The 25,349-nt window shown below is 57.5% G+C and carries 17 protein-coding genes and 1 tRNA gene; 14 read left to right on the forward strand and 4 right to left on the reverse strand.

Annotated elements, in window-relative coordinates; genetic code table 11:
• Positions 1 to 90 precede the first annotated feature (90 nt).
• The 7 genes from metH to AC0TNJ_RS15085 all read left to right on the forward strand — a co-directional run bounded on the left by metH (position 91) and on the right by AC0TNJ_RS15085 (position 10,797).
• Positions 91 to 3,885, forward strand: coding sequence for a methionine synthase (metH, locus tag AC0TNJ_RS15055; protein ID WP_473771529.1), 3,795 nt, complete (start codon positions 91 to 93; stop codon positions 3,883 to 3,885).
• A gap of 493 nt (positions 3,886 to 4,378) precedes the next feature.
• Complete coding sequence (locus AC0TNJ_RS15060; protein ID WP_122003083.1) at positions 4,379 to 5,086, forward strand: LuxR family transcriptional regulator; 708 nt, start codon at positions 4,379 to 4,381, stop codon at positions 5,084 to 5,086.
• 115 nt (positions 5,087 to 5,201) lie between these two features.
• On the forward strand, positions 5,202 to 6,587 hold the full coding sequence (locus AC0TNJ_RS15065) for an aspartate aminotransferase family protein (RefSeq protein WP_473771530.1): 1,386 nt from the start codon (positions 5,202 to 5,204) through the stop codon (positions 6,585 to 6,587).
• A 320-nt stretch (positions 6,588 to 6,907) separates the two neighbouring features.
• Positions 6,908 to 7,828: a sulfate adenylyltransferase subunit CysD gene (gene cysD, locus AC0TNJ_RS15070; protein ID WP_473768892.1), complete on the forward strand. Its 921-nt coding sequence runs from the start codon at positions 6,908 to 6,910 to the stop codon at positions 7,826 to 7,828.
• Positions 7,828 to 9,762: a sulfate adenylyltransferase subunit CysN gene (cysN, locus tag AC0TNJ_RS15075; protein ID WP_473771531.1), complete on the forward strand. Its 1,935-nt coding sequence runs from the start codon at positions 7,828 to 7,830 to the stop codon at positions 9,760 to 9,762. The genes cysD and cysN overlap by 1 nt, the downstream gene beginning before the upstream one ends.
• 3 nt (positions 9,763 to 9,765) lie before the next feature.
• The gene (gene cysQ / locus AC0TNJ_RS15080; RefSeq protein ID WP_473771532.1) at positions 9,766 to 10,611 is read left to right on the forward strand and encodes a 3'(2'),5'-bisphosphate nucleotidase CysQ; all 846 of its coding nucleotides are present in this window, start codon (positions 9,766 to 9,768) and stop codon (positions 10,609 to 10,611) included.
• A gap of 109 nt (positions 10,612 to 10,720) precedes the next feature.
• Positions 10,721 to 10,797, forward strand: a tRNA-Pro gene (locus AC0TNJ_RS15085).
• 20 nt (positions 10,798 to 10,817) lie between these two features.
• Here AC0TNJ_RS15085 and AC0TNJ_RS15090 read toward each other — a convergent pair.
• Positions 10,818 to 11,579 carry a Crp/Fnr family transcriptional regulator gene (locus AC0TNJ_RS15090; protein ID WP_473768889.1) on the reverse strand — a complete coding sequence of 254 codons (762 nt, stop codon included), beginning with the start codon at positions 11,577 to 11,579 and terminating at the stop codon, positions 10,818 to 10,820.
• Positions 11,580 to 12,037: 458 nt separating this feature from the next.
• On the opposite strand from AC0TNJ_RS15090, the gene AC0TNJ_RS15095 reads away from it, so the two are divergent.
• The 5 genes from AC0TNJ_RS15095 to adh all read left to right on the forward strand — a co-directional run bounded on the left by AC0TNJ_RS15095 (position 12,038) and on the right by adh (position 18,138).
• Positions 12,038 to 12,760: a LuxR C-terminal-related transcriptional regulator gene (locus AC0TNJ_RS15095; protein WP_473771533.1), complete on the forward strand. Its 723-nt coding sequence runs from the start codon at positions 12,038 to 12,040 to the stop codon at positions 12,758 to 12,760.
• Positions 12,761 to 13,017: 257 nt separating this feature from the next.
• Positions 13,018 to 13,809: a DeoR/GlpR family DNA-binding transcription regulator gene (locus tag AC0TNJ_RS15100; RefSeq protein WP_473771534.1), complete on the forward strand. Its 792-nt coding sequence runs from the start codon at positions 13,018 to 13,020 to the stop codon at positions 13,807 to 13,809.
• Between the two features lie 82 nt (positions 13,810 to 13,891).
• Positions 13,892 to 15,403 (forward strand): glycerol-3-phosphate dehydrogenase, encoded by a 1,512-nt coding sequence (gene glpD, locus AC0TNJ_RS15105; RefSeq protein WP_473771535.1) that lies wholly within the window; start codon positions 13,892 to 13,894, stop codon positions 15,401 to 15,403.
• A gap of 94 nt (positions 15,404 to 15,497) precedes the next feature.
• Entirely contained in the window at positions 15,498 to 16,469 is a 972-nt protein-coding gene (locus AC0TNJ_RS15110) for a GAF domain-containing protein (protein ID WP_473771536.1), read from the forward strand.
• Between the two features lie 151 nt (positions 16,470 to 16,620).
• Positions 16,621 to 18,138 carry an aldehyde dehydrogenase gene (adh, locus tag AC0TNJ_RS15115; protein ID WP_122003093.1) on the forward strand — a complete coding sequence of 506 codons (1,518 nt, stop codon included), beginning with the start codon at positions 16,621 to 16,623 and terminating at the stop codon, positions 18,136 to 18,138.
• Between the two features lie 298 nt (positions 18,139 to 18,436).
• Here the strand turns inward: adh and AC0TNJ_RS15120 are convergent, their stop codons facing one another.
• The gene (locus tag AC0TNJ_RS15120) at positions 18,437 to 19,282 is read right to left on the reverse strand and encodes a heme-binding protein (protein ID WP_473771537.1); all 846 of its coding nucleotides are present in this window, start codon (positions 19,280 to 19,282) and stop codon (positions 18,437 to 18,439) included.
• A 123-nt stretch (positions 19,283 to 19,405) separates the two neighbouring features.
• On the opposite strand from AC0TNJ_RS15120, the gene AC0TNJ_RS15125 reads away from it, so the two are divergent.
• The gene (locus AC0TNJ_RS15125; RefSeq protein WP_473771538.1) at positions 19,406 to 19,795 is read left to right on the forward strand and encodes a DUF779 domain-containing protein; all 390 of its coding nucleotides are present in this window, start codon (positions 19,406 to 19,408) and stop codon (positions 19,793 to 19,795) included.
• Positions 19,796 to 19,916: 121 nt separating this feature from the next.
• Positions 19,917 to 20,939, forward strand: a complete 1,023-nt coding sequence (locus AC0TNJ_RS15130) for a LacI family DNA-binding transcriptional regulator (RefSeq protein WP_473771539.1) — start codon at positions 19,917 to 19,919, stop codon at positions 20,937 to 20,939.
• On the opposite strand, the gene AC0TNJ_RS15135 is transcribed toward AC0TNJ_RS15130, so the two are convergent.
• Both AC0TNJ_RS15135 and AC0TNJ_RS15140 read right to left on the reverse strand, forming a co-directional pair.
• Positions 20,936 to 22,846: an LTA synthase family protein gene (locus AC0TNJ_RS15135; protein ID WP_473771540.1), complete on the reverse strand. Its 1,911-nt coding sequence runs from the start codon at positions 22,844 to 22,846 to the stop codon at positions 20,936 to 20,938. The genes AC0TNJ_RS15130 and AC0TNJ_RS15135 overlap by 4 nt on opposite strands.
• 258 nt (positions 22,847 to 23,104) lie before the next feature.
• Positions 23,105 to 24,910 (reverse strand): ABC transporter ATP-binding protein, encoded by a 1,806-nt coding sequence (locus AC0TNJ_RS15140; protein ID WP_473771541.1) that lies wholly within the window; start codon positions 24,908 to 24,910, stop codon positions 23,105 to 23,107.
• Positions 24,911 to 25,349 lie beyond the last annotated feature (439 nt).

Here is a 25,349-nt window from a genome sequence, read left to right on the forward strand (position 1 = left end):
TTCCCGATGTGCGTATGGCAGGCAATATCAGGTGGGCATGTCCCAAACAGCCCCTTGGCCTGGTAACAGATTGAATACAGGCGGTGTTTTATGGCCTCTCCCCTCGATGGTCTTTTTGGTGCAACGGCAGCGCAGCCGGACGGCTCCGAAGTGCTGGCAGCTCTCACCAAGGCAGCGCGTGAGCGCATCCTGATCCTCGATGGCGCGATGGGAACCCAGATCCAGGGGCTTGGCTTCCATGAGGAACATTTTCGCGGCGATCGTTTCGGCGCCTGCGACTGCCAGCTTCAGGGTAATAACGACCTTCTGACGCTGACCCAGCCCAAGGCAATCGAGGAAATTCATTACGCCTACGCGATTGCGGGCGCGGATATTCTCGAAACGAATACCTTCTCTTCCACGAGAATTGCACAGGCCGATTACGGCATGGAGGATCAGGTCTATGAGCTGAACCGCGATGGCGCGCGCCTTGCGCGCCGCGCCGCCTTGCGCGCCGAGCAGAAAGATGGCCGCCGCCGCTTCGTGGCGGGCGCTCTCGGGCCGACAAACCGCACCGCTTCGCTGTCGCCGGACGTTAACAATCCCGGTTTTCGCGCCGTCACCTTCGACGATCTGCGCCTGGCTTATGCTGAGCAGATCAGGGGGCTGATCGATGGCGGTTCCGATATCATCCTGATTGAAACCATCTTCGACACGCTGAATGCGAAGGCGGCTGTCTTCGCATCGGAAGAAGTGTTCGAGGAAAAGGGCATCCGTCTGCCGGTGATGATTTCCGGCACGATTACCGACCTGTCCGGCCGTACCCTGTCGGGCCAGACGCCGACGGCTTTCTGGCATTCGCTGCGTCACGCCAAGCCGTTCACCATCGGCCTCAACTGCGCGCTCGGCGCCAACGCCATGCGCGCGCATCTGGATGAATTGTCGACCATCGCCGATACATTCATCTGTGCCTATCCGAATGCCGGCCTGCCGAACGAGTTTGGCCAGTATGACGAAACGCCGGAAGCAATGGCTGCCCAGATTGAAGGCTTTGCCCGTGACGGACTGGTCAATGTGGTGGGCGGCTGCTGCGGTTCGACGCCGGAACATATCCGTGCCATCGCCGAGGCGGTTGCAAAACATCCGCCGCGCAAGCCCGCCGGGGTCGCGCCGCTAATGCGCTTGTCGGGCCTCGAACCTTTCACGCTGACGGAGGACATTCCCTTCGTCAATGTCGGCGAGCGTACCAATGTCACGGGCTCTGCCCGGTTCCGCAAGCTGGTCAAGGCCGGTGATTTTGCGGCTGCGCTTGATGTGGCGCGTGATCAGGTCGCCAATGGCGCCCAGATCATCGACATCAACATGGATGAAGGCCTGATCGATTCCGAAAAGGCGATGGTCGAGTTTCTCAACCTGATCGCCGCCGAACCGGATATCGCTCGCGTGCCGATCATGATCGACAGCTCCAAATGGGAGGTGATCGAGGCTGGCCTGAAATGCGTTCAGGGCAAGGCGGTGGTAAACTCCATTTCGATGAAGGAAGGCGAGGAAGCCTTTATCCATCATGCAAAGCTTGTCCGCGCTTATGGCGCGGCGGTGGTCGTCATGGCCTTCGATGAAACCGGGCAGGCCGATACCGAGGCGCGCAAGATCGAAATCTGTACGCGTGCCTACAGGATTCTGACCGAGCAGGTTGGCTTTCCGCCTGAAGATATCATCTTCGATCCGAACATCTTTGCGGTGGCGACCGGGATCGAGGAACACAATAATTACGGTGTCGACTTCATCGAAGCGACCCGGCAGATTATCGCCACCTTGCCCCATGTGCATGTGTCGGGCGGCGTGTCGAACCTGTCCTTCTCCTTCCGCGGCAATGAGCCGGTGCGTGAGGCGATGCATGCGGTGTTCCTCTACCACGCCATTCAGGCGGGCATGGATATGGGCATCGTCAATGCCGGCCAGCTTGCGGTTTACGATGCCATTGATCCAGAACTGCGCGAGGCCTGCGAGGATGTGGTGTTGAACCGCCGCTCCGATGCGACGGAACGCCTGCTGGAAATCGCCGAACGTTTCCGCGATTCCGGTTCAAGGGAAGCCAAGGCGCAGGATCTGACATGGCGCGAATGGCCGGTTGAAAAGCGCCTTGAACATGCGCTCGTCAACGGCATTACCGACTATATCGAAGCCGATACGGAAGAGGCGCGTCAGTCTGCCGAAAGGCCGCTGCATGTCATCGAAGGGCCGCTGATGGCGGGCATGAATGTGGTGGGCGATCTGTTTGGCGCAGGCAAGATGTTCCTGCCGCAAGTGGTCAAGTCAGCCCGCGTGATGAAGCAGGCGGTAGCGGTTCTCCTGCCTTATATGGAGGAGGAAAAGCGTCTGAACGCGGAAAACGGCATCGGTGACGGCGAGCGCCAGAGCGCTGGCAAGGTTCTGATGGCCACCGTAAAAGGCGATGTGCACGATATTGGCAAGAATATCGTTGGCGTCGTGCTGGCCTGCAACAATTACGAAATCATTGATCTGGGCGTCATGGTGCCATCGCAGAAAATCTTGCAGGTGGCGCGGGATGAGAAGGTGGACATTATCGGTCTTTCCGGGCTCATCACACCGTCGCTCGACGAGATGGCGCATGTGGCGGCGGAAATGGAGCGCGAAGGCTTTGAGATTCCGCTTCTGATCGGCGGCGCGACGACCAGCCGTGTTCATACGGCGGTGAAGATTCATCCGCGTTATGAGCGCGGGCAGGCGGTCTATGTCGTCGATGCCAGCCGCGCTGTCGGCGTGGTATCGGGCCTGCTGTCGCCGGAAGGCAAGCAGGATTACATTGACGGTGTTCGCGCCGAATATGCCAAGGTTGCAGCCGCCCATGCGCGCAACGAAGCCGAAAAGCAGCGCCTGCCGATTGCGCGCGCCCGCGCCAACGCGCATAAGCTCGACTGGGATAATTTTGCGCCGGTCAAGCCGGCATTCACCGGCACGAAGGTCTTTGACGATTACGATCTGGCCGAAATCGCGCGCTATATCGACTGGACGCCGTTCTTCCAGACCTGGGAATTGAAGGGCCGCTACCCGGCGATCCTCGAAGACGAGAAGCAGGGCGATGCTGCCCGGCAGCTTTGGGATGACGCGCAGGCGATGCTGGCAAAAATCATTGATGAAAAGTGGTTTGCGCCAAAGGCGGTCGTCGGCTTCTGGCCGGCCAATGCGGTGGGGGATGATATCCGCCTTTTCACCGATGAAAGCCGGAAGCAGGAACTTGCAACTTTCTTTACGCTGCGCCAGCAATTGAGCAAGCGCGATGGTCGTCCGAACGTGGCCATGTCCGATTTCGTGGCGCCTGCCGAGAGCGGAAAGCAGGATTATGTTGGTGGCTTTGTCGTGACCGCGGGTATTGGCGAAGTGGCGATAGCCGAACGTTTCGAACGGGCCAATGACGATTATTCCGCAATCTTGGTAAAAGCGCTGGCTGATCGCTTCGCGGAGGCCTTTGCCGAGTTGATGCACGAGCGTGTGCGCAAGGAGTTCTGGGCCTATGCTTCCGACGAAGCCTTTACGCCGGAAGAGCTGATCGGCGAGCCCTATAAGGGCATTCGTCCGGCTCCCGGCTATCCGGCGCAGCCCGATCATACCGAAAAGACGACACTTTTCCGTCTTTTGGATGCGACTGCCAATACTGGCGTGGAACTGACCGAAAGCTACGCCATGTGGCCTGGCTCCTCCGTGTCGGGTCTCTATATCGGCCATCCGGAAAGCTATTATTTCGGCGTGGCCAAGGTGGAGCGCGATCAGGTCGAGGATTATGCGGCGCGCAAGGGCATGACAGTCGAGGAAGTGGAGCGCTGGCTCAGCCCTATCCTCAACTATATGCCGGGCGCGGGAAAAGACGAGGATGCGGCGGCCTGACCGGCCGTCGCGAACCTTCCCTTTCCTGCTTCATCAACGCGCATCCGCCTGTCGACGTCTATTAATCATAACTTAAATACTCGTCATTCTGACAGGTTTGCTGAACCCGCCAGACGGTTCTAGTGTTTACAGGATGCAAATCGGTTTCGGTTCTGCGGCGCGTGAGCATTTCCAGCGAAATGTGGAACGGCTTTCTATTCGCAAGTGCTTACAAATATAGTTGAAGAAGGTGCAGCTGTTCTGGCAATGGAAAGCTCGCGTTGACATTTGTTTTCCAAGGCGGAATGTGAAGTATTTAATATTTAAGTACTTCATTAATTACTAATTATTGTAATAAAAATCTTCGGAAATTTTCAATTTGTGTTCGTTTGAGTGTGCTTTGCTATATAGTAAAAAACCGATGGTTGTGTTAGTCCTCGGCGGCGCAATCGTTTCGTGTGCTGGCGCTGTATTTTAATAAAATCAAAATTAGAACTTAATTGGGATGTCTGCAATGAAATGGGAACAAATTTATGAATCCATGCAATCTGCTGACGACGTCGAACAGCTCCTTGAATACATAAATACCTATGCCAAACAGTGCGGATTTGCACATACGGCTTATGTCATGCGCGTTCCCCTCCTGAACGGCGTAGTTAAATGGCTTAGCTTTGGCTCGTTGCCCCAGGAATGGACCGATCACTATGCTGACAGAAAATATGCGGATATAGACCCATTGGTTCGCAAGGCTTTGAACAGCATCGAGCCGTTGGTCTGGTCATCGAAGCTGTTTGCGGAGGCCCCGCAAATATGGACAGATGCCCAGCGCTTCGGCATCAAGGTCGGGATTTCCCAACCGTGCTGGGCGGCGCAAGGCGTGTTTGGCATGCTGTCTTTTGTGAGAAGTGGACCGGCCCTATCGTCTGGCGAAATTTCTATGTTGCGGCGCCAGATGCAGATCACGGCCAACCTGCTGCATCTGTCCATGTATGAACATCTCGACATTCCGACAATGAACTGCGTTTCCGAGGTGAACCTGACAACACGCGAGCGGGAAATCCTGCGCTGGACGAGTGAGGGGAAGACCGCCGAAATCATCGGCACGATCCTCAATATCTCGACGCGCACGGTGAATTTCCATATCAGCAACGTGCTGACCAAGCTCGTCGCGGTCAACAAGGTCCAGGCGGTCGCCAAGGCCCGTACCTTCGGACTTCTCTAACTCCCTTCCAGGTCCCTCGGCGGTTTGATCCGAAGGGCATCTTTCAGCGGCTTTCCGGTTTGCGCTTTTTCTGAAACGGGCTACACATTCATTATCATTCTCGGAGGATCAATGAATGACTGCCCAGCCGAACTCTCTTGAAGCCCGCGATATCCGCTACCATCTCCATTCCTATACTGATGCTGTCCGCCTCGAGGCGGAAGGTCCGCTTGTGATCGAGCGCGGCGACGGCATTTACGTCGAGGATGTAACCGGCAAGCGCTACATCGAAGCGATGTCGGGACTTTGGAGCGTCGGCGTGGGCTTTTCCGAGCCGCGTCTGGCGGAAGCTGCCGCACGGCAGATGAAGAAGCTGCCTTTCTACCATACGTTCTCGTACCGCTCGCATGGGCCCGTCATCGATCTGGCTGAAAAGCTTGTCTCGATGGCGCCCGTGCCGATGAGCAAGGCCTACTTCACCAATTCAGGCTCCGAGGCCAACGATACAGTTATCAAGCTGATCTGGTATCGCTCCAATGCGCTGGGCGAACCGGAGCGCAAGAAAATCATTTCGCGCAAGCGCGGCTACCACGGTGTCACGATTGCCTCCGCCAGCCTGACGGGCCTGCCCAACAATCACCGCTCCTTCGACCTGCCGATCGATCGCATCCTGCATACGGGTTGCCCGCACCATTATCGCGATGCGCTGCCGGGAGAAACCGAGGAACAGTTCGCAACGCGGCTGGCGGATGAGCTGGAACAGTTAATCCTCGCAGAAGGTCCGCACACCATTGCCGCTTTCATCGGCGAGCCGGTGATGGGTGCAGGCGGCGTGGTCGTTCCGCCCAAAACCTACTGGGAAAAGGTGCAAGCCGTTCTTAATCGCTACAATATTCTGCTGGTTGCCGACGAAGTCATCTGCGGTTTCGGACGGACAGGCAACCTGTTCGGCAGCCAGACATTCGATATGAAACCCGACATTCTGGTCATGTCAAAGCAGCTTTCGTCATCCTATCTGCCAATCTCGGCGTTCCTCATCAACGAACGCGTCTACGCGCCGATTGCCGAGGAAAGCCACAAGATCGGCACGCTTGGCACGGGCTTCACGGCATCGGGGCATCCGGTGGCGGCGGCTGTGGCATTGGAAAATCTCGCGATCATTGAAGAGCGCGATCTGGTTGCCAATGCGCGGGATCGCGGCGCCTATATGCAGAAGCGCCTGCGTGCGTTGCAGGATCATCCGCTGGTTGGCGAAGTGCGTGGCGTCGGTCTCATTGCCGGTGTCGAGCTTGTCATCGATAAACAGGCCAAGACAGGCCTTGAACAAGCGGGCGCGCTGGGCGCACAGGCAAATGCAGCGCTTCAGGAGCGCGGCGTGATTTCCCGTGCAATGGGCGACACGCTTGCCTTCTGCCCGCCGCTCATCATCAACGATCAGCAGATCGATACGATGGTGTCGGCGCTCGAAGCGGCGCTCAACGATGTTCAGGCGAACCTTGCCCAAGCATCACTCGCCAAGTAATAATTTGCTCTGGAGCCGTCCGAAAGACCGGCGGCTCCAGAGCGAAAACCTGTTTAATATCACAAAAATTGTATGATTTTCCGTAACTTGACGGGAAATCGGCTTTTCTAGGCGCGCGCAAGTTTGTTCCGGCCCGGCTTGCAAATACGGTAGTTTTTCGCGCAAGCCAGTTGCAATACGCGATAGGTTTCTTTCACTTTCCCGCATCATTTCACGACAATGCGCGCACTGTGGCTGTTGCCGCATCTGCGCCGGATGAAGGCTTATGCCAACCCTCCCGCCAGTATCGAGTCCTATCCGGTTGCCGGGAGTAAGTAGTCGTGCATCATGCATCCCTGACCAAGAACCTGACGCATCTGCAACGCCTTGAAGCAGAGGCGATTCATATTTTTCGCGAAGTTGCGGCAAGTTTTTCCAATCCGGTGATGCTCTACTCGGTCGGCAAGGATTCGTCAGTGATGCTGCATCTGGCGATGAAGGCATTCTATCCGGCTCCGCCACCCTTTCCCTTTCTGCATGTCGATACGACATGGAAATTCCGCGAGATGATCGAATTTCGCGATGCTGAGGCCCGTGAGAAGGGTTTTGAACTCCTCGTCCATATCAACGAGGATGGCGTGCGCGAGGGAATCGGACCTTTCAGCCACGGGTCGAACGTCCATACCCATGTGATGAAGACGGTCGCCTTGCGGCAGGCGCTCGACAAGTACAAGTTCGATGCTGCGTTCGGCGGTGCCCGCCGCGACGAAGAAAAATCGCGCGCCAAGGAGCGCATCTTTTCCTTCCGTAACGCACAGCATGGATGGGACCCGAAAAACCAGCGTCCCGAGATGTGGAAGATCTACAACACGCGCGTTTCCGCCGGAGAATCGATCCGCGTCTTCCCGCTGTCGAACTGGACCGAACTCGATATCTGGCAATATATCCTGCAAGAAAATATCCCCATCGTCCCGCTTTATTTTGCAGCGCATCGCCCGGTGGTCGAGCGCGACGGCATGCTGATCATGGTCGACGATGACCGCATGAAACTGCGCCCGGGCGAGCAGGTGGAAAACCGGCTGGTGCGGTTCCGCACACTCGGCTGCTATCCGCTGACGGGCGCGATTGAATCGAGTGCGGCCGACCTTTCCGACATTGTCGAAGAAATGTTGATCGCCCGTACATCCGAGCGGCAGGGCCGCGCCATCGACCGCGATGAAGCCGGTTCGATGGAGAAGAAGAAGCGCGAGGGCTATTTCTGATGAATGCGGTAATCAAGCCTGTTGCGACCAATGCCGCAGTCAGCGATTTTCTGGCCGATCAGGAGCGCAAGACCCTGCTGCGGTTTCTTACGTGCGGCTCCGTGGATGACGGCAAATCGACGCTGATCGGGCGGCTGCTCTACGACACGAAACTGATCTTCGAGGACCAGCTTGCTTCGTTGAAGAACGACAGCCGCAAGTTCGGAACGACCGATGATGATTTCGATTTTGCATTGCTGGTTGATGGTCTCGAAGCCGAGCGGGAGCAGGGCATCACCATCGATGTCGCCTATCGCTTCTTTTCGACGCCTCGCCGCAAATTCATCGTCGCGGACACGCCGGGCCATGCGCAATATACGCGCAACATGGCAACCGGCGCATCGACTGCCGATCTTGCCATCGTGCTGGTCGACGCCCGGCAGGGCGTGTTGACCCAGACCCGCCGACATTCCTTCATTGCCTCCGCACTTGGTATCCGTCACATCGTTCTGGCCGTGAACAAGATTGATCTGGTCGATTTTTCTCAAGAAGCCTTCGAGCGTATCGTTGCCGACTATATGAGCTTCGCCAAAGAGCTTGGCTTTGCCAGCATCCAGCCCATCCCGCTCTCGGCGCGTTTTGGCGACAATGTCACACTCCCATCGCCCCGCATGGACTGGTACGAGGGGCCGCATTTGCTCGAACATCTGGAAACCGTGCGCATCGACACGGAGGCGGCGGCAAAGCCCTTCCGCTTTCCTGTTCAATATGTGAACCGGCCCAATCTCGATTTTCGCGGTTTCTCCGGCACGGTGGCCTCCGGTTCGATCAGCGCCGGTGATGTGGTCGTGGTTGCCAAATCCGGCAAGACATCCCGCGTGAAGCGCATCGCCACCTATGACGGCGACCTGCCGCGCGCGTCCGAAGGCCAGGCTGTCACATTGGTGCTGGAGGATGAGGTCGAGGTTTCACGCGGCAATATGCTGGTGGGAACGGAAGCCCGGCCCGAAGTGGCGGATCGCTTCTCCGCCAATATCGTCTGGTTCGGTGAGGAAGCCTTGCATCCTGGCCGGTCCTATCTGCTGCGCACCGAGACGGATCAGACGCCGGTAACGATCAGCGAGATCGTCTACAGGACCGATGTCGACAGCTTCACCCGTCAGGAAGCATCCCGCCTCGACCTCAACGAGATTGGCCTTTGCCATCTCCAGACCGTGGATCAGATTGCATTCGACCCTTACGCCGACAATCGCGTAACGGGCGCCTTCGTCCTGATCGACCGGCTGACCAACGCGACTGTGGGCGCCGGAATGATCGATGGCGCGCTTCGTCAGGCGACGAATGTGCACCTGCAGTCCTTCGATCTCGACAAGCAGACGCGCGCTGCGCAGAAATTCCAGAAACCAGCCGTACTCTGGTTTACGGGTTTGTCCGGTTCCGGCAAATCCACCATTGCAAACAGGCTGGAGCAGCGGCTCCATGCGCTTGGCAAGCACACTTATCTGCTGGACGGCGACAATGTCCGCCACGGCCTCAACAGCGATCTCGGTTTTTCCGAGGAGGACAGGGCAGAAAATATTCGTCGTGTCGGTGAGGTTGCCCGTTTGATGACCGATGCGGGGCTGGTGGTGCTGGTTTCCTTCATCTCGCCGTTTCGGGCTGAGCGGGATCGCATTCGCTCCCGGCTGCCTGAGGGTGAATTTGTCGAGATATTCGTGGATACGCCGATAGAGGAATGCATCGCCCGTGACCCGAAAGGGCTTTATGCGCAGGCCTTGCGTGGCGAGATAAAGGCTTTTACCGGGATCGATTCTCCGTATGAGCCGCCGGTATCGCCAGAGCTTCGTCTGGACACGACGGGCCGGGACGTTGACGAACTCGTCGCGGAAGTAGAAAAGTATCTTGCCGAACGTGGTATCATCGGCAGTTATGGCAGCGATTCCTGGTCGATCTGAAGAATGAAGATTTCCGCCTCCCCGAAAGCCGATCCGAGCGGCGAAGCAATGCTTGCCGTGCTGCAGGAAGCCGCACTGGAGGCGGGTCGCGTCATCATGAAGCACTATGCCAATGGTTGCGCGGTTCACAGCAAGAAAGATTCTTCCCCGGTCACGGAAGCGGATCGTGATGCGGAGGCTATCATCCTTTCGGCGCTGGCTTCGGTCGCCCCGGATGTTCCGGTTGTGGCTGAAGAGGAAGTGGCGGCGGGGCGCCTGCCTGCGCAACTCGGGCGGCGATTTCTGCTGGTCGATCCCCTTGACGGAACACGCGAATTCCTGCTCCGCAACGGCGATTTCACCGTGAACATAGGCCTGATCGAAGATGGAGCTCCGGTTCTGGGCCTCGTTTATGCACCCGTTCGCAATCGCATGTTCATCGGTACCGGCAACGGTGCCGAAGAAATAACGACGACCGGGGATCATGCGATCGGATCGCGGCGCGGAATAGCGGTGCGTGTCCACGGGCCGGAGCGCCTCGCAGTATGCAGCCGCTCACACAATAATCCGGAAACGAAAAAATTCCTGAGCGACAACAGGATCAGCGACTGCGTTTCCGTCGGTTCGTCGCTGAAGTTTTGCCTGATTGCCAGCGGAGAAGCTGATATCTATCCGCGCTTTGGGCCGACCATGGAATGGGATACGGCGGCAGGCGATGCTGTTTTGCGCGCCGCGGGCGGCTTGACGACCACTTTTGACGGGATACCGCTCTCCTACGGCCAGCGTGCCAGCGAAGGTGTCGCCGGTTTTACCAATCCCAATTTTGTCGCTTTCGGAGGCGGATCACGGCCTGTTTTCGAGGCCGCTTGAATCTCTTTCCAGCTTTTCGGGTTCGGCATTCAAAAAAACGACAAGATGCTCTTGCGGCTTGAAATCTGGAGCGTTATAAGCCGCCTCAATGGTCAAGGCCACATGGTCACGGAGTGTAGCGCAGCCTGGTAGCGCACCTCGTTCGGGACGAGGGGGTCGGAGGTTCGAATCCTCTCACTCCGACCATTTTTCCCGATGTTTTCGCCTTATTCCTTGTTCCCGAAAACCGACATACGCATGAATTCTCCGTCGTACTGGGCAAGGGCGACCACGCGCTTGCGGTCCAGAATCTCCACCCTGTTTGAACGGAACAGGATCAGCCCTTCTTCCCGCAAGTCGCGCAGCATCCGATTGAGATGGATCGGCGTCAGCCCCAGCGCATCGGCAAGCTGATATTGTGTCAGCGGGCAATGGAAGGAGTTCGCATCGCCCATCCCGGAGGATTGCACGCGGTCGGAAAGCTCAAGAAACAGATGCGCGGTCCGGACGAAGGCAGCGCGACAGCCGATATTGGTAAGATGCTCGATCAGCATGGATCGCTGGCGCGCAAGAAGCTCTATGAAGATCAGGCTTAGGCGTGGCGCTCGCTCAAGCGAGGCTTCAAGCGAGACAATCGGAATTTCGAACACCGACATGGGGGTGACTGCCGTGATCGTATTGTAGCTATAACCATTGGCGGTTCGAAACCCGAGAAAATCGCTCCGCATGGGGAAGTCGATAATCTGTCTCTCGCCGCTGGCCAGATCACGATAGACACATCCCCAGCCGGAACGCACGAGATGGAGGCTTCTGATTTGTTCTCCCTGCCTGATGATCGCGGCATCGGCGGCAAAGTCGTTTTCGATAATGGTGAGGGAAGAAAGCGCGTCTGTTTCCCGCGCTCCAAGCTTGGCGCAAATTGGAGAGGCCTCCAATAAACCAATGAGCGCTTCAGTCGTTGGGTCTGTGGTCTGCCTGCCACTGTGCATTTTAAACCCGTTGGAGCGTATTCCGATATGTGTAAAACGGCCTTTCGGCAAGAATGCGCATTAAGACGAACAGTTAGGGCGCTGCTTCATCCAAGCAAATCGAAATGCGCTCCCTGTACGTCAGCAGCAATCAAATAGCGGTATTCCGTCTGGAAAAACCTGGAGCATTTCCAGCGTAAACGTCGCCTTCGCCTTCGCAATTTTCAGTAAAAGCAGAAGTCAGCTAAACGAAAGATATAGAGGATATATCTCCTGCCGTTCAAGTCTATCTTACAATTGGTCATAAATTTTATGTATTGCTAACATAAGTTAATGACACGATTATTTCCCGATAGCAATATTCACGTTGGGCATGGTTGGGGCGCTATCCATGCAAGCATTGGAAAAAACTCGTCTCTGACGAAAGTAATAGTAGGATGCATAAACATCGAGCAAGTTGAGTATGCCGGGAGCATCACATGTTGGAAGCAAGAGGGGATAGCATTTGGACTGCTTTGGAGCAGGGGGATAGGGGACATGCTGCGGGTATTGAAGCCGCAGGGGGGCGGCGCATGTTGCTCGTATGCAAGAGCAACCTTGAGCGGCAATGTCTTTATAACGGGCTTGTGCTGAACGGCCTCAAGCTGCCCGTGGAGACACAGGCGGCAATCGAGCTCGCGGACCCGACTGACGATATCGCAGTTGTTCTTATCAATATCGGCTCCAAGCGGCTGGCCGATCCGTTTTTCACGGAAAAATTGCAGGCCGTGATCGAGCTTTGGCGTCCGGTTCCAGTGGTCTTTCTTGCTGAACGCGAGGAGTGGTCCCAGGTCGTGCGCGCCATGGAAATCGGCGCTCGTGGTTATATCCCCACTTCAGTTGACATCAAGGTCTGCGTCGAGGCCATTCATCTGGCTACTGCCGGCGGCATGTATGTGCCAGCTTCCATGGTTTTCCAGAGCGCGCCGACTGACATCGATGATGACGTGCTGGGAGAATTGCTCACGGCGCGGGAAATCGAGGTCGTCCATGCCATCCGCATTGGCAAGTCGAACAAGATCATCGCTTTTGAACTCGGCATGAGCGAAGGCACCGTCAAGGCGCATGTGCACAATATCATGAAGAAGATCGGCGCCGCCAACCGCACGGAAGTAGCGTGCAAGCTGCACAGAATGTACGGCGAGAAATTCGACGTCGATTAGCGCATTTCGATCTGATTGGATCAGATCGGCTATATCTCTGTGGTTTAACGCGCATCTTTTCCGAAAACCGTTCCACACTTTTCGCGATGCGCTCTCAAATGCCGGCTTCACGCAGGCCCGCAATTCCGCTTGCGCTGGCGAAGAATCCTGAAAATTGAATTCCATTCCGGGACATTCGAGTTGAAGTGGTTGCTTTCTATTGAAAAACCGCGAAATTACCTGAATGCAATCCGAAGAAATCCAGCCTCAGGACAATTATGCAGCTCACGCCCCGTCACAATGCAATTCTAGAGCTCGCTCGCAAGCAAGGGCAGGTTCTGGTGGAGGATCTGGCTGCGGCTTTTGATGTAACGCCGCAGACCGTGCGCAAGGATCTGAACGATCTTTGCCGCGCCCGGATGCTGCGTCGTATCCATGGCGGCGCGCTCTATCCGTCCGGCGTGGAAAATATGGAATATGAAGCGCGACGCCGCATCGCCGCGCACGAAAAGGAATCGATCGGGCGTGCTGCCGCCGAAATCATTCCAGACGGCGCTTCCCTGTTCATCAATATCGGCACGACGACCGAAGCCGTCAGCCAGGCATTGGTCGATCACAGCAATCTGATGGTCATTACCAATAATATCAACGTTGCCAACACATTGCGCGTTCATCCCTCAATCGAGGTGGTGGTTGCGGGCGGCGTGGTGCGCCCGTCTGATGGCGGCATTGTCGGCGAAGCCGCTGTTGATTTCATCCGGCAATTCAAGGTCGATTATGCAATCATCGGCGCTTCTGCGATGGATGAGGATGGCGCGTTGCTCGATTTCGATTTTCGCGAAGTGAAGGTGGCGCAGGCCATTATCGCCAATGCCCGGCACGTGATTCTCGTCACCGATTCCACAAAACTGGAACGCACCGCGCCGGTGCGCATCGGTCACATATCGCAGATCGATACCTTCATCACCGATCACTGTCCGTCGAGCCAGCTGCGGGAATTGTGCCGCGAAAGCGAGGTCGAGCTGATCGAAACCCTTGGAGAAAGCCAGATTGAGGAAAAGCGAACCTAGTTTCGTTTCATTTTCGGTTTGCTTTCGTATTAAATGAATTATATTCGCTTTGGTTTTCGGAGAGCGGTCTTCGGGGTTCGCCATGGCGCAAGAGAAATTATTCGACATTTTTGTAATCGGCGGCGGCATCAACGGCTGCGGCATCGCGCGTGATGCGGTTGGCCGGGGATTTTCCGTTGGCCTTGCCGAGATGAACGATCTGGCAAGCGGCACCTCGTCGCGGGCAACCAAGCTCATTCACGGCGGTTTGCGCTATCTGGAGCACTACGAATTTCGTCTGGTGCGCGAGGCGCTGATGGAGCGCGAGGTGCTGTGGGCCAATGCGCCGCACATCATTCATCCGATGCGGTTCGTTCTGCCTTATCACAAGGGCGGGGTGCGCCCTGCATGGCTGCTGAGGCTGGGGCTGTTCCTTTATGACCATCTGGGCGGGCGCAAAAAGCTTGCCGCCACGCGCACGCTCGACATGCGTTCCGATCCGGCGGCAGCGCCCTTGAAGCCGCTTTTCACCAAGGCGTTCGAATATTCGGATTGCTGGGTTGACGATGCGCGCTTCGTTGCCTTGACCGCCCGCGATGCTGCGGATCGCGGCGCGATGATCCGCACCCGGACCAAAGTCGTGGCGGCCCGCCGCGACCGGGAATGCTGGACCATCACGCTGGAAGATACTGGCACGCACGAACGCGAGGACGTTCGCGCCCGCCTGCTGGTCAATGCCGCCGGTCCATGGGCTGACAGGATTTTGCGGGATGTCGAGGGAGATCGGCAGCTTCACAATGTCCGCCTTGTCCAGGGCAGCCATATCGTGGTGCGCAGGAAATTCTCCGATCCGCGCTCTTATTTCTTCCAGAACAATGACGGGCGCATCATATTCGCCATTCCTTATGAAGACGATTTCACCCTGATCGGCACGACCGATCAGGACTATCAGGGCGATCCGGCCAAGGTCGCGATCACTGACAGCGAAACCGATTATCTTTGCGCGGCAGCCAGCGAATATTTCAAGGAACCCGTCAGTCGCGGGGATATCGTCTGGACCTATTCCGGTGTCCGACCGCTTTATGATGACGGCGCCAGCAAGGCACAGGAAGCGACCCGCGACTATGTGCTGAAAGAGGATGCGCCCGATGGGCTTGCTCCGCTGATCAACGTGTTCGGCGGCAAGCTGACCACGGCGCGGCGGCTTGCCGAACATATGCTGGAGAAGATCGAGCACCGGCTGGGAAAAAAGGGCGCGCCATGGACCCACGCCGCACCGCTGCCGGGCGGGGATTTCGCGGATGTCGAGTTCGAGCGCGAGCTGCAAAAGGTGAATGCCGCCTATTCCTTCCTGACGCCTGCTCACGCGCGGCGGCTGTTCCGGCAATATGGAACGCGCATTCATGTCCTGCTTGGAGATGCCGCTTCGCTTGCCGATCTCGGGCAGCATTTCGGGGCCGATCTTTACGAAGCCGAAGTGCGCTATCTGCTTGAGAACGAATGGGCTGTCAGCGCCGAGGATGTTTTGTGGCGGCGCACGAAGCTTGGTCTTCGCCTCAATGCGTCGGATGTTTCCTCGCTTGAGGAGTATCTGAAGCCGGCGCGCGTCGCCTGAACCGGCTTTCGAGCTGTCGTCACACTTGCCAGTTGTGTTCTGAGCAGTCATTATTCTTCCAGACGGCGGGTTCCAGCCTTCCTGGGAGGAAAAGATGGGCACACCGCAAGACCGAACGCATGCTGACCGAATCCAGTCCGCGATCATGACGGCGGGTGGCGCTGCGCGGTCCGCTCTGGTCGCCTCATGGCGACGCTCGGCGGAACTGCACGGGCTCGACCCTGCCGAGCCGGGTGCCGTGCGCACGCTTTCCGAAGGGGAATTCCGGACCGCTCATCAGCGTATTGAACGCCTTGCCAGCATTGCGCAGGCCAGCATGGACCGCCTTTATCTGGCTGTCGGCGGCGTCGGCTGCTGCGTGCTGCTGGCCGATAGCGAGGGCGTGCCGGTCGAACGGCGCGGCGCACCCGGCGACGACGACACCTTCTACCGCTGGGGGCTGTGGACGGGCGCTGTCTGGAGCGAACAGAGCGAAGGCACGAACGGCATCGGCACCTGCATCGTCGAACAGCGCGCGCTGACGATCCATCGCGACCAGCATTTTCATACGCGCAATATCGGGCTTTCCTGCACCGTCGCCCCGATCCATGACCATCAGGGGCGGTTGATGGCGGCGCTCGATGTCTCCTCATGCCGCGCCGATCTGACGGAGGCTTTTGCGCAGCTTATATCGGTTGCCGTCATCGACGCGGCGCGGCGCATAGAGGCTGAAAATTTCCGTCAGGCTTTTCCTGATGCCCGTATCATGCTGGTTCCCAGCCCCGACCGTACCGGCGGCGCGCTGATCGCCGTGGACAAGGACGACCTCGTTGTCGGGGCGACCCGCGCCGCACGGCTTGCGCTGGAGCTTGACGATGACACACTGGCAGGCCCGTTGCCTGCCGCCGACCTTCTTGGCTGGCATGCCGACCCGCGTGAAGATATGGCGGAATCGGAGCGGAGCGTTATTCTGCGGGCTCTTGCGCGCGCCGAGGGGAATATTTCGGCTGCCGCCGGGCTTCTGGGCATCAGCCGCGCCACGCTTCATCGCAAGCTGAACCGTCTGAAGATCATTCGCGCCCATTGAGGAAGCCACGCTGAAATAGGCGGGCGCAACTGTCTCAATATTGCGACACATAACCTTGCCAGCTTGAATCTGCGGGATGACTCTTCCCCACCGCCGCGCGATCCTCAACCATGAAGCGCTGTAGGAGCAGCGTTGTTTCTGGGAGGATGTCATGAACAAGGTTGAATTCAGCCGGACAGTGAAGCCGGCCTTTGCAAAGCGCTATGGAAACTTCATCGGCGGCAAATGGGCAGAGCCCAAATCGGGCCGCTATTTCGACAACACATCGCCCGTCAATGGACAGGTGCTTTGCGAAATAGCCCGTTCCGATGCCGCCGATGTGGAAGCGGCGCTCGACGCAGCGCATGCCGCCAAGGATGCATGGGGCAGGACGAGTGCGGCTGAACGCGCGCTCATTCTCAATCGCATCGCCGACCGGATTGAGGAAAACCTGCCTGCGCTGGCGGCTGCCGAAACGTGGGACAACGGCAAGCCGATCCGTGAAACCACCAATGCCGACCTGCCGCTGGCGGTCGATCACTTCCGCTATTTCGCAGGCGTCATTCGCGCCCAGGAAGGCGGCATTTCGGAAATCGATCACGACACGGTCGCCTATCATTTTCATGAACCGCTCGGCGTCGTCGGTCAGATCATCCCTTGGAATTTCCCGATTCTCATGGCGACGTGGAAGCTTGCGCCCGCCCTTGCCGCAGGCAATTGCGTGGTGCTGAAGCCCGCCGAGCAGACACCGGCTTCCATCCTCGTTCTGATGGAACTGATCGGCGATCTGCTGCCGCCGGGCGTGGTCAATGTCGTCAACGGCTTCGGCCTTGAGGCAGGCAAACCGCTCGCGTCGAGCCCGCGCATCGCGAAAATCGCCTTCACCGGCGAAACGACGACGGGACGCCTGATCATGCAATATGCCAGCCAGAACCTCATTCCGGTCACGCTGGAACTGGGCGGCAAATCGCCCAACATCTTCTTCAAGGATGTTGCTGCCGAAGACGACGATTTTCTCGACAAGGCCATTGAAGGCTTCGTGATGTTCGCGCTCAATCAGGGCGAGGTGTGCACCTGCCCGAGCCGCGCTCTCATTCATGAATCGATCTATGACAGGTTCATGGAAAAGGCGCTGAAGCGTGTCGAAGCCATCGTGCAGGGCGATCCGCTCGATCCGGCCACGATGATCGGCGCGCAGGCCTCCAGCGAACAGTTGGAAAAAATCCTGAGCTATCTCGATATCGGCCGTCAGGAAGGCGCGGAAGTGCTGGCGGGCGGCGAGCGCAATGTCCTGCCGGGCGATCTGGCTGGCGGCTATTACGTCAAGCCGACCGTGTTCAAGGGCAACAACAAGATGCGCATTTTCCAGGAGGAAATTTTTGGGCCGGTCGTCTCGGTTGCGACCTTCAAGGACGATGCGGAAGCGCTGTCGATTGCCAACGACACGCTCTACGGTCTGGGCGCCGGCATATGGACGCGGGACGGAACGCGCGCCTATCGCTTCGGTCGCGCCATTCAGGCGGGCCGTGTCTGGACCAACTGCTACCATGCCTATCCGGCTCATGCGGCATTCGGCGGCTACAAGCAGTCGGGTATCGGTCGCGAAAATCACCTGAAGATGCTGGACCACTACCAGAACACCAAGAACATGCTGGTGAGCTATAGCCCGAAGAAGCTCGGCTTCTTTTGAGTGACTGTCTGCGCAGGGAACCAGCCCAGTGAGCTGTTTCCCTGCGCGGATTTTTTGCTGGAATAGGAGCGCCGTTGATCCTCAGAGCGCATTCCGAAAAGTGTGAAACGGTTTTCGGAAAAAATGCGCGGTAGAATAAATAGTTAGAGCGCCGACCTGTTCCAGTCAGATCGAAACTCTCGGTCATGATCCTAAATATAACGGATGAATGATGAAGCAACGGAAAGCGGATTAATATTCCGGTGGCAAATTTCAGGTCGTATGACTTGAACTGGATGATAGTATTTATAAGATTTATTTATCTTTTAGTTAGAGTAGCAACGGAAATATGAGGCCATATCATACCGCCAAATATAATATTTACAGTTTGCGTGTACTGCAATTGTAGAAATTTTACTCCATTCCGTGTTACCATTCGTTCAATATTGAATGTCGCCGTCGTGTCAATTGCTTCTGCATTGGTTCTGAGAAACGGAATGTTGGATATGCCGCCAAAGGGTATCGTGCTTACGCTAAGGGCAGTATTGGACTGGCACACCATTTTTTCTATATTGATCTGCTGGTGAAGCACATCTTTCAGCGGTTTGTTCAAATCGTCTGGATCATACCCACCGGGAAATGGTCCAGCACGATACGGGGCATTGTATCCGATTGTGAGGGGAGGTCCCCCCGGCACAGGACGCGCCAGGGGTGATGCTGAAGGGATATATGGCGCTTGATCATCGGTATATGACGTGCCCTGTGCAAGCAGGGTTGTACCGTGCGGTATGCTCGACTGACGTACGACGGATGGCGCCCCGGGAGGACTTGTGGTCGCCGGTATGTTCAGCCAGATGCCGGGTTCGATGTGGATGCGCTGTCCCGTGCTCTGATCGTTTATTGTTTGAAGGTAGGTCACGCCCGCCAGAGATATGTCATCCTGACTGTCTCCGCGATTTACAACAGTTTGTGTTGGCTGAAAGGTCAGTGTCTCGGAGGTGGCATTGATCAAAACACGAAAAGATTTCCGATCGTGGAAATCTGGAAGTCCTATCACATTGTAACCAAATCCGGTCCAGGTTCCGGGCAAGTCGGCAAGAGGTCCGAGGGGATCGTCTGCAGCGGCAAAAATTGGCGAAGCTTGTTCATGATGGAGTTCGTCCATTTTGCTTTCCTTTTAATTATAAATACATTTATTGTTTTATATTCTATTTTAAAAATTTATATACGACAGTATTTACAGGATTATATTGTTAATATATACAGTATAAATTATTCCTGATAAGTGATGCGAGTCAGCAACCTGACGGAGGAGGCTATGGCTGAGGATATTTCAGGGAATGCTAGGAGGCAGGTGAGCGCCACGCCAGCGGCGCTCGATCTTATCCGCGAGTTGCAGGCCGAATATGGGCCGATCATGTTCCACCAGTCGGGCGGTTGCTGCGACGGATCATCGCCGATGTGCTATCCGCAAGGCGAATTCATCGTCGGTGATACGGACGTGAAACTCGGAGAAGTCGGTGGCGCTCCGGTCTATATCAGCGGTCCGCAATATGAAGTCTGGAAGCACACCGAGCTCATCATCGATGTCGTTCCCGGACGCGGCGGCATGTTTTCCCTCGACAATGGGCGCGAAGTCCGGTTTCTGACGCGCTCGCGGGTCTGCTCAATTCCCTGATTTCTCTTTTCGTTTTGCGGCGAAGCGGTTAGAGCATTTCCAGCAAAAGTGCGAAGCGGTTTTGCGTCGGATAATGCGTGAAAACAGAAGGATAGATCGGCGGGGAGGGAGACGATCCGACATGGCCGCAGCAGGAAAACGAGCAACGATACATGATGTGGCGCGCCTTGCCGGCGTGTCGATCAAGACAGTTTCACGTGTCTATAATGACGAACCGAATGTGCGCGAGGCCATTCGCGAAAAGGTCCGGCAGGCCGGGAGCGAGCTGCGTTACCGTCCCAATGCCGCGGCCCGAAACCTTGTCGAACGCCGTTCTCACCTGATCGGTCTTTTCTTCGAAAATCCGAGCGCCAGCTATGTCACCGAATTGCAGATGGGGGCGCTGGAACGGCTGCGTGACACACGATACCGTCTGCTGATCTTCCCGGTCGAAAATCGCGATGATATTCGCGGCGCGCTGATCGAAACGGCGCATGCTTCCGGTCTCGACGGCATTATCGTGACCCCGCCCATGTCAGACGATCCCGAAATTCTCGCCGAATTGAGCGCCTCAGCAATGCCCTTCGCCCGCGTTGCAGGCGACGTGAATGTGCACCCGACCGACAGCGTTACCATCGATGACGAGGCCGCTGCCGCCGATCTGATGGAATATCTTCTGAAACTCGGCCACCGCCGGATCGCCATCGTCATTGGCGATCCGACGCACCGTTCGGCTGAATTGCGTCTGGCTGGCTATCGGCGCGCGCTGCAGGAGGCGGGGATCGAGCGCAATCCGGATTATGAGGTGCAGGGCGGCTTCAGTTTTGCAAGCGGGCTTGCGGCGGGAGAAAAGCTGCTGACGCTCGCAGAGCCGCCCACTGCCGTATTTGCGTCGAATGACGATATGGCGGCTGCCGTCATGCAGGTCGCCTATGACCGAAACATCGCGGTGCCGGACCAGCTGACGGTCGTGGGTTTCGATGACAGCGCGATTGCCAGCATGGTCTCGCCGCAGATCACCACCGTCCGCCAGCCGATTTTCGAGATGACCCGCGATGCGGCGGATATGCTTTTGAAGCAGATCGAAACCGGCCATGCATCAGCTTCGCGGCGGATCGACTACAAGCTCATCATCCGCCAGTCTTCCGGCAAGGCACCGATTTAGCTCTGCGCGGGATGCGCGGGGAAGAACCGCTCCCGCGCATAATTGCTGCCGAAGATCATGTCATATTGCAGCATCTGGTAATCGCGGAGCAGCGGCGGGAAGGGCGGCCGTTGCTGCCAGCCTTCCCCGGCGTTTTCCGACCGGTCGAAAACCGCATGATTATCGACAACCCGGTATTGCTCGTGCAACTGGCGCAGGAAGCCGGTGTAATAGGGATGCTGCATCCCGGCCATATCCAGAATATGCAGCGGCAGGAAGGCCGGGCTGATCGTGCCGGTGCCCCGCTCCGCGCCACGCTTGTTTGACCACAGGACAAGCGGCGTCTCGTGCTGCAACATCATGTCGGCGGCAGGCGCCGTGCGGCTTGCAACCCGGTTTGGCATGAATCCGGTCTCGACATAGACGGGGCCGAGCGGGGGCAGATGGTCGCCGAAGAAGACCAGAATGGTTTCGCGGTCACGCCTGGACGCCCATTCCATCAGCCGCGCAAGGCTTGCATCGGCATCCATCGCGCCTTGCGAATAGGAGCGGATCGACTGGCGCGTATGCTCGCTGGCGTCGGTCTGCACATCAAGTCTGGAATCCGGATAACGGTTGGTTTCGTAGGGGCCGTGTCCCTGAAGGGAAACCGCGAAGAAGAAGAACGGCGCGTCGGTGGCGTCAGCCTCCCGGATGATTTCGTCGGTCAGGGCCGCATCCGATGCCAGCGCGCCGCGCTTTTCCAGCGGCGGCATGTTCTCTTCCGACATGAACCGGTCGAAGCCCATGTTTTCATAGACGGGGCCGCGGTTCCAGAACCACTGCCGATAGGGGTGGATCGCCCGCGTCGCATAGCCCTGATCCTTGAAGAAGCTTGCCAGCGACGGCAGCGGGCGGCGAATATATTGCTGATAGGGAATGCTGCCGGAAGGCAGGAAAGCCTTGGAAAATCCGGTCAGCGCTTCGAACTCGACATTGGCGGTCATGCCGCCGAATTCCGGCGAGAAAACATGGCCGGACTGTTCCGCGCGCACTGTCGGGATCGGGTCGGCACTGAAAGCCACGCCCGGAAGGCGCGTCGGGTCCCAGAAGGATTCGCTCATCACCATGATGACGTCGGGCTTGCTGCTGTCGAAGGCGGCAGGGATCAGTTGTGCTGGCGGTTCGATGGCGGCGATTGTCTCGGGCGAATAGCCGTCAGGGGCGAAGACGGTTGCCATCGGCACATTCAGGATGAAGGCCATGGTGAAGCCGTTATGCGCGTAATTTTCCTTCTGGTCCCACATGATGGGCAGGATGCGCAGACGGTCCCGTGCCAGCGAAAAACTCGCATAGTCGGAAATGACCGCGAACCAGGCCAGCAGCGGCAGCGCGAAGGCAAGGCGCAGCATGCGCCCCTTCCACGGAATGGGATCGAAGCGCCGCCACCAGAACAGGGTAACGGACACCATCAGCGCCAGGCAGGCGATGAGCAGCAGGCCGATGCCCAGAGCGCTCCATGGCCGGTCGCGCACCAGAAGCGGCAGCAGGTCGACGATCTGCCGGGCATAGAGAAAGTCGCTCGGATAGAGCGGGTCGCCCAGATAGAGGCTCTTTTCGCGCGCCGTTGTGGCGGCAAGCAGCATCATGGGGCCGATGACGAAAAAGCCGTAATGAATACGCCCGAAAATGGCGTCGCTTGCGGTGAGCATGACGACGAAAAGCGCCACGGTCGTCCATGCGGGCTTGTGCGGCGTGCGAAAGAACTGCATCGTTTCGGTGAACGAGCCGCGCACGATCCATTCGACGGCAAAGACAAGCAGGGTTGAGAGAACGACGGACGCAAGTGCGATTGCGGCAAAGCGCAGGGGCCACGCCATGCGGGCGGGCCCGAAAATCGCCGCATCGCTCCAGCGACGCGTCTCTGCGTTTTCCATCACATCCGACATGTACTCGCAACTCCCGATAATTTCAAAAAGCGTGTCACATTTCCGTCATGGAAATGTCAACTCACGTTTGACCCGCGCTTGGGTCGCGAGTGATACGCGCCGTGATCTGAATGGATGATGAATGGAGCGTGTCTGCCGAAAACGGGCGCCGGTCAGGGGTAAAAACATGCGTAAAAACAAATGAATATGAAATGAAAACAGGGCCGGATTGCTCCGGCCCTGTCCATCGCCACATTGCGGGGCAACTAGCGGAGCGGATTACGAAATGACGTCTTCCAGCCCCTTGGTCAGTTCCAGCGCCTGCCGTTCGAACAGGCGGCGATAGATGCCGCCCGGCTTGCGGATAAGCGCGTCGTGATCGCCTTCTTCAAGGATCTTGCCCTTGTCGAAAACCAACAGCCGGTCGAGCGCGCGAACCGTCGAAAGCCGGTGTGCGATGACAAGCGTCGTGCGGCCAACCATCAGCCGTTCCATCGCCTGCTGGATCAGCACTTCCGATTCTGAATCAAGGCTCGATGTAGCCTCGTCCAGAATGAGGATCGGTGCATCCGCCAGAAACGCGCGCGCTATCGCCACACGCTGGCGCTCGCCACCCGACAGCTTCACGCCGCGTTCGCCGACAAGCGTTGCATAGCCCTTCGGCAGACAGCTGATGAAGTCGTGCGCGCTTGCGAGCTTTGCGGCTTCCTCGATCTCCGCCTGCGTCGCACCGGGGCGGGCATAGGCGATGTTCTCGGCCAGCGTCCGGTGAAACAGGATCGGCTCCTGCTGCACGATGGCGATCTGCGACCTGAGCGATGCCTGCGTGACATCGGCGATGTTCTGCCCGTCAATCCGGATCGCGCCGCCGCTGACATCGTAAAGCCGCTGGATCAGCTTGACGAAGGTCGTCTTGCCCGAACCCGAATGACCGACCAGACCGACACGCTCGCCAGCCTCGATCTTGACCGAGAAGTCGCGATAGAGAGCCGCATCGTGATTGCCGTAATGGAAGGTGACGTGATCGAAAGTGATCTCGCCATTTCCGATCTTTATCGCCGGTGCATTCGGCTTGTCGGCAATGCCGTAAGGCTGTGCTTCGATGTCGACCAGTTCCTCCATGTCGTTGACCGAGCGCTGCAGGTTGCGGATATGCATGCCCACATCGCGCAGATAGCCTTGCAGCATGAAGAAGGCGGTCAGGACGAAGGTGATGTCGCCCGCCGTCGCCTTGCCCTGGCTCCACAGATAGAGCGCAAAGGCAATGACCACGCCGCGCATCACCAGAAGGTTCGTACCCTGAATGAAGCCATTCAGCGTGCCGATCAGCCATGTGCGGCGTGTGCGGCCGCGCCACTTGGTCACGACCTTGGCAAGACGCACATCTTCGCGGGATTCCGCGCCGAATGCCTTGACGACGGCATTGCACGAAATCGCATCGGCCAAAGCACCGCCCATCCGCGTGTCCCAGCTATTGGCAAGCGTCGCGGCAGGCGCGACGAAGCCGAGCGAGATCACGATGGTGCAGACGATGAACAGCACCGAGCCGATGGCGACCAGCAAGCCCATCAGCGGCCAGTACCACGACAGAAGCGCGACCGAGCCGAGCAGCATCAGGATCGAAGGCAGGAGGGCGACGATCAGCGTATCGTTGAGCAGGTCGAGCGCCCACATGGCGCGCGAAACCTTGCGGACCGTCGATCCGGCAAAGGCATTGGCGTGCCAGTCGGTCGAAAACCGTTGCAGCTTGCGGAACGAGCTTGCCGCCATGTCGCTCATGATCTTCAAGGTGAAGTCCGTGATGACATAGAAGGTCAGCTGGCGCGTAATCAGCGCCAGCGCACCCAGCGCAAGCAGGACAATCAGCGCGTGAATGGCTGCATCCCATGCGCCGTCATTACCCAATGAAAGCGCATCGACCAGCCGGCCCGAATAGAGCGGGGTCAAGACATCTGCGGCTGTTGCGAGCAGCATGCCGATTATCATCAGCGTCAGCCGCAAGGGCTGACTTCGCCAGTGGCCGAATGTGTAGCCGAGGACGTTGCGGAAGGCAGGTCCCCGGAAGTCTATGCGAAACCGAGTCATATCTACAATACCAGGCCGCGTTTGGGCGGATTCTGGTTCCTTTAAAAGCATTTTCAGCAAAAGTGCGAAGCGGTTTGGCGTCGGACAATGCGTGAAAACAAAGACAAAACAAGCAGCCGGTAATGGCTGCGGCAAATTTGGAAGTTTTGGAATGTGCCCTTTTAGGGAGGGCGTTCAGGCCTTAGCCTGCATCGCGGGCCAAGGACTTAAAGCTTGGAAGCGCCCGCGCGAACACTGGGCACCATCGGGAATGGGTAATAGACACGCATCTCATACCTCTTGCCAGTGTTGCGGATGGGTGCACAATAAATGAGCAAAAAGATTTGCCAAGCCGCAAAATGACAATTTTTCCAACTGGTCATTGACTGTGACAAATTTGCAAGACGGCCCTTTCCGGGCCGGGCGGCGCCACTTATTTTCACTTTTTTCGTTACAGGAC

This window comes from Ochrobactrum sp. PL_is483, from assembly GCF_055816855.1.

Coding starts and splice junctions, on each gene's coding strand:
- metH (WP_473771529.1), top strand. CDS start 91: ATGGCCTCTCCCCTCGATGGTCTTTTTGGTGCAACGGCAGCGCAGCCG.
- AC0TNJ_RS15060 (WP_122003083.1), top strand. CDS start 4,379: ATGAAATGGGAACAAATTTATGAATCCATGCAATCTGCTGACGACGTC.
- AC0TNJ_RS15065 (WP_473771530.1), top strand. CDS start 5,202: ATGACTGCCCAGCCGAACTCTCTTGAAGCCCGCGATATCCGCTACCAT.
- cysN (WP_473771531.1), top strand. CDS start 7,828: ATGAATGCGGTAATCAAGCCTGTTGCGACCAATGCCGCAGTCAGCGAT.
- cysQ (WP_473771532.1), top strand. CDS start 9,766: ATGAAGATTTCCGCCTCCCCGAAAGCCGATCCGAGCGGCGAAGCAATG.
- AC0TNJ_RS15090 (WP_473768889.1), bottom strand. CDS start 11,579: ATGCACAGTGGCAGGCAGACCACAGACCCAACGACTGAAGCGCTCATT.
- AC0TNJ_RS15095 (WP_473771533.1), top strand. CDS start 12,038: ATGTTGGAAGCAAGAGGGGATAGCATTTGGACTGCTTTGGAGCAGGGG.
- AC0TNJ_RS15100 (WP_473771534.1), top strand. CDS start 13,018: ATGCAGCTCACGCCCCGTCACAATGCAATTCTAGAGCTCGCTCGCAAG.
- glpD (WP_473771535.1), top strand. CDS start 13,892: ATGGCGCAAGAGAAATTATTCGACATTTTTGTAATCGGCGGCGGCATC.
- AC0TNJ_RS15110 (WP_473771536.1), top strand. CDS start 15,498: ATGGGCACACCGCAAGACCGAACGCATGCTGACCGAATCCAGTCCGCG.
- adh (WP_122003093.1), top strand. CDS start 16,621: ATGAACAAGGTTGAATTCAGCCGGACAGTGAAGCCGGCCTTTGCAAAG.
- AC0TNJ_RS15120 (WP_473771537.1), bottom strand. CDS start 19,282: ATGGACGAACTCCATCATGAACAAGCTTCGCCAATTTTTGCCGCTGCA.
- AC0TNJ_RS15125 (WP_473771538.1), top strand. CDS start 19,406: ATGCGAGTCAGCAACCTGACGGAGGAGGCTATGGCTGAGGATATTTCA.
- AC0TNJ_RS15130 (WP_473771539.1), top strand. CDS start 19,917: ATGGCCGCAGCAGGAAAACGAGCAACGATACATGATGTGGCGCGCCTT.
- AC0TNJ_RS15135 (WP_473771540.1), bottom strand. CDS start 22,846: ATGTCGGATGTGATGGAAAACGCAGAGACGCGTCGCTGGAGCGATGCG.
- AC0TNJ_RS15140 (WP_473771541.1), bottom strand. CDS start 24,910: ATGACTCGGTTTCGCATAGACTTCCGGGGACCTGCCTTCCGCAACGTC.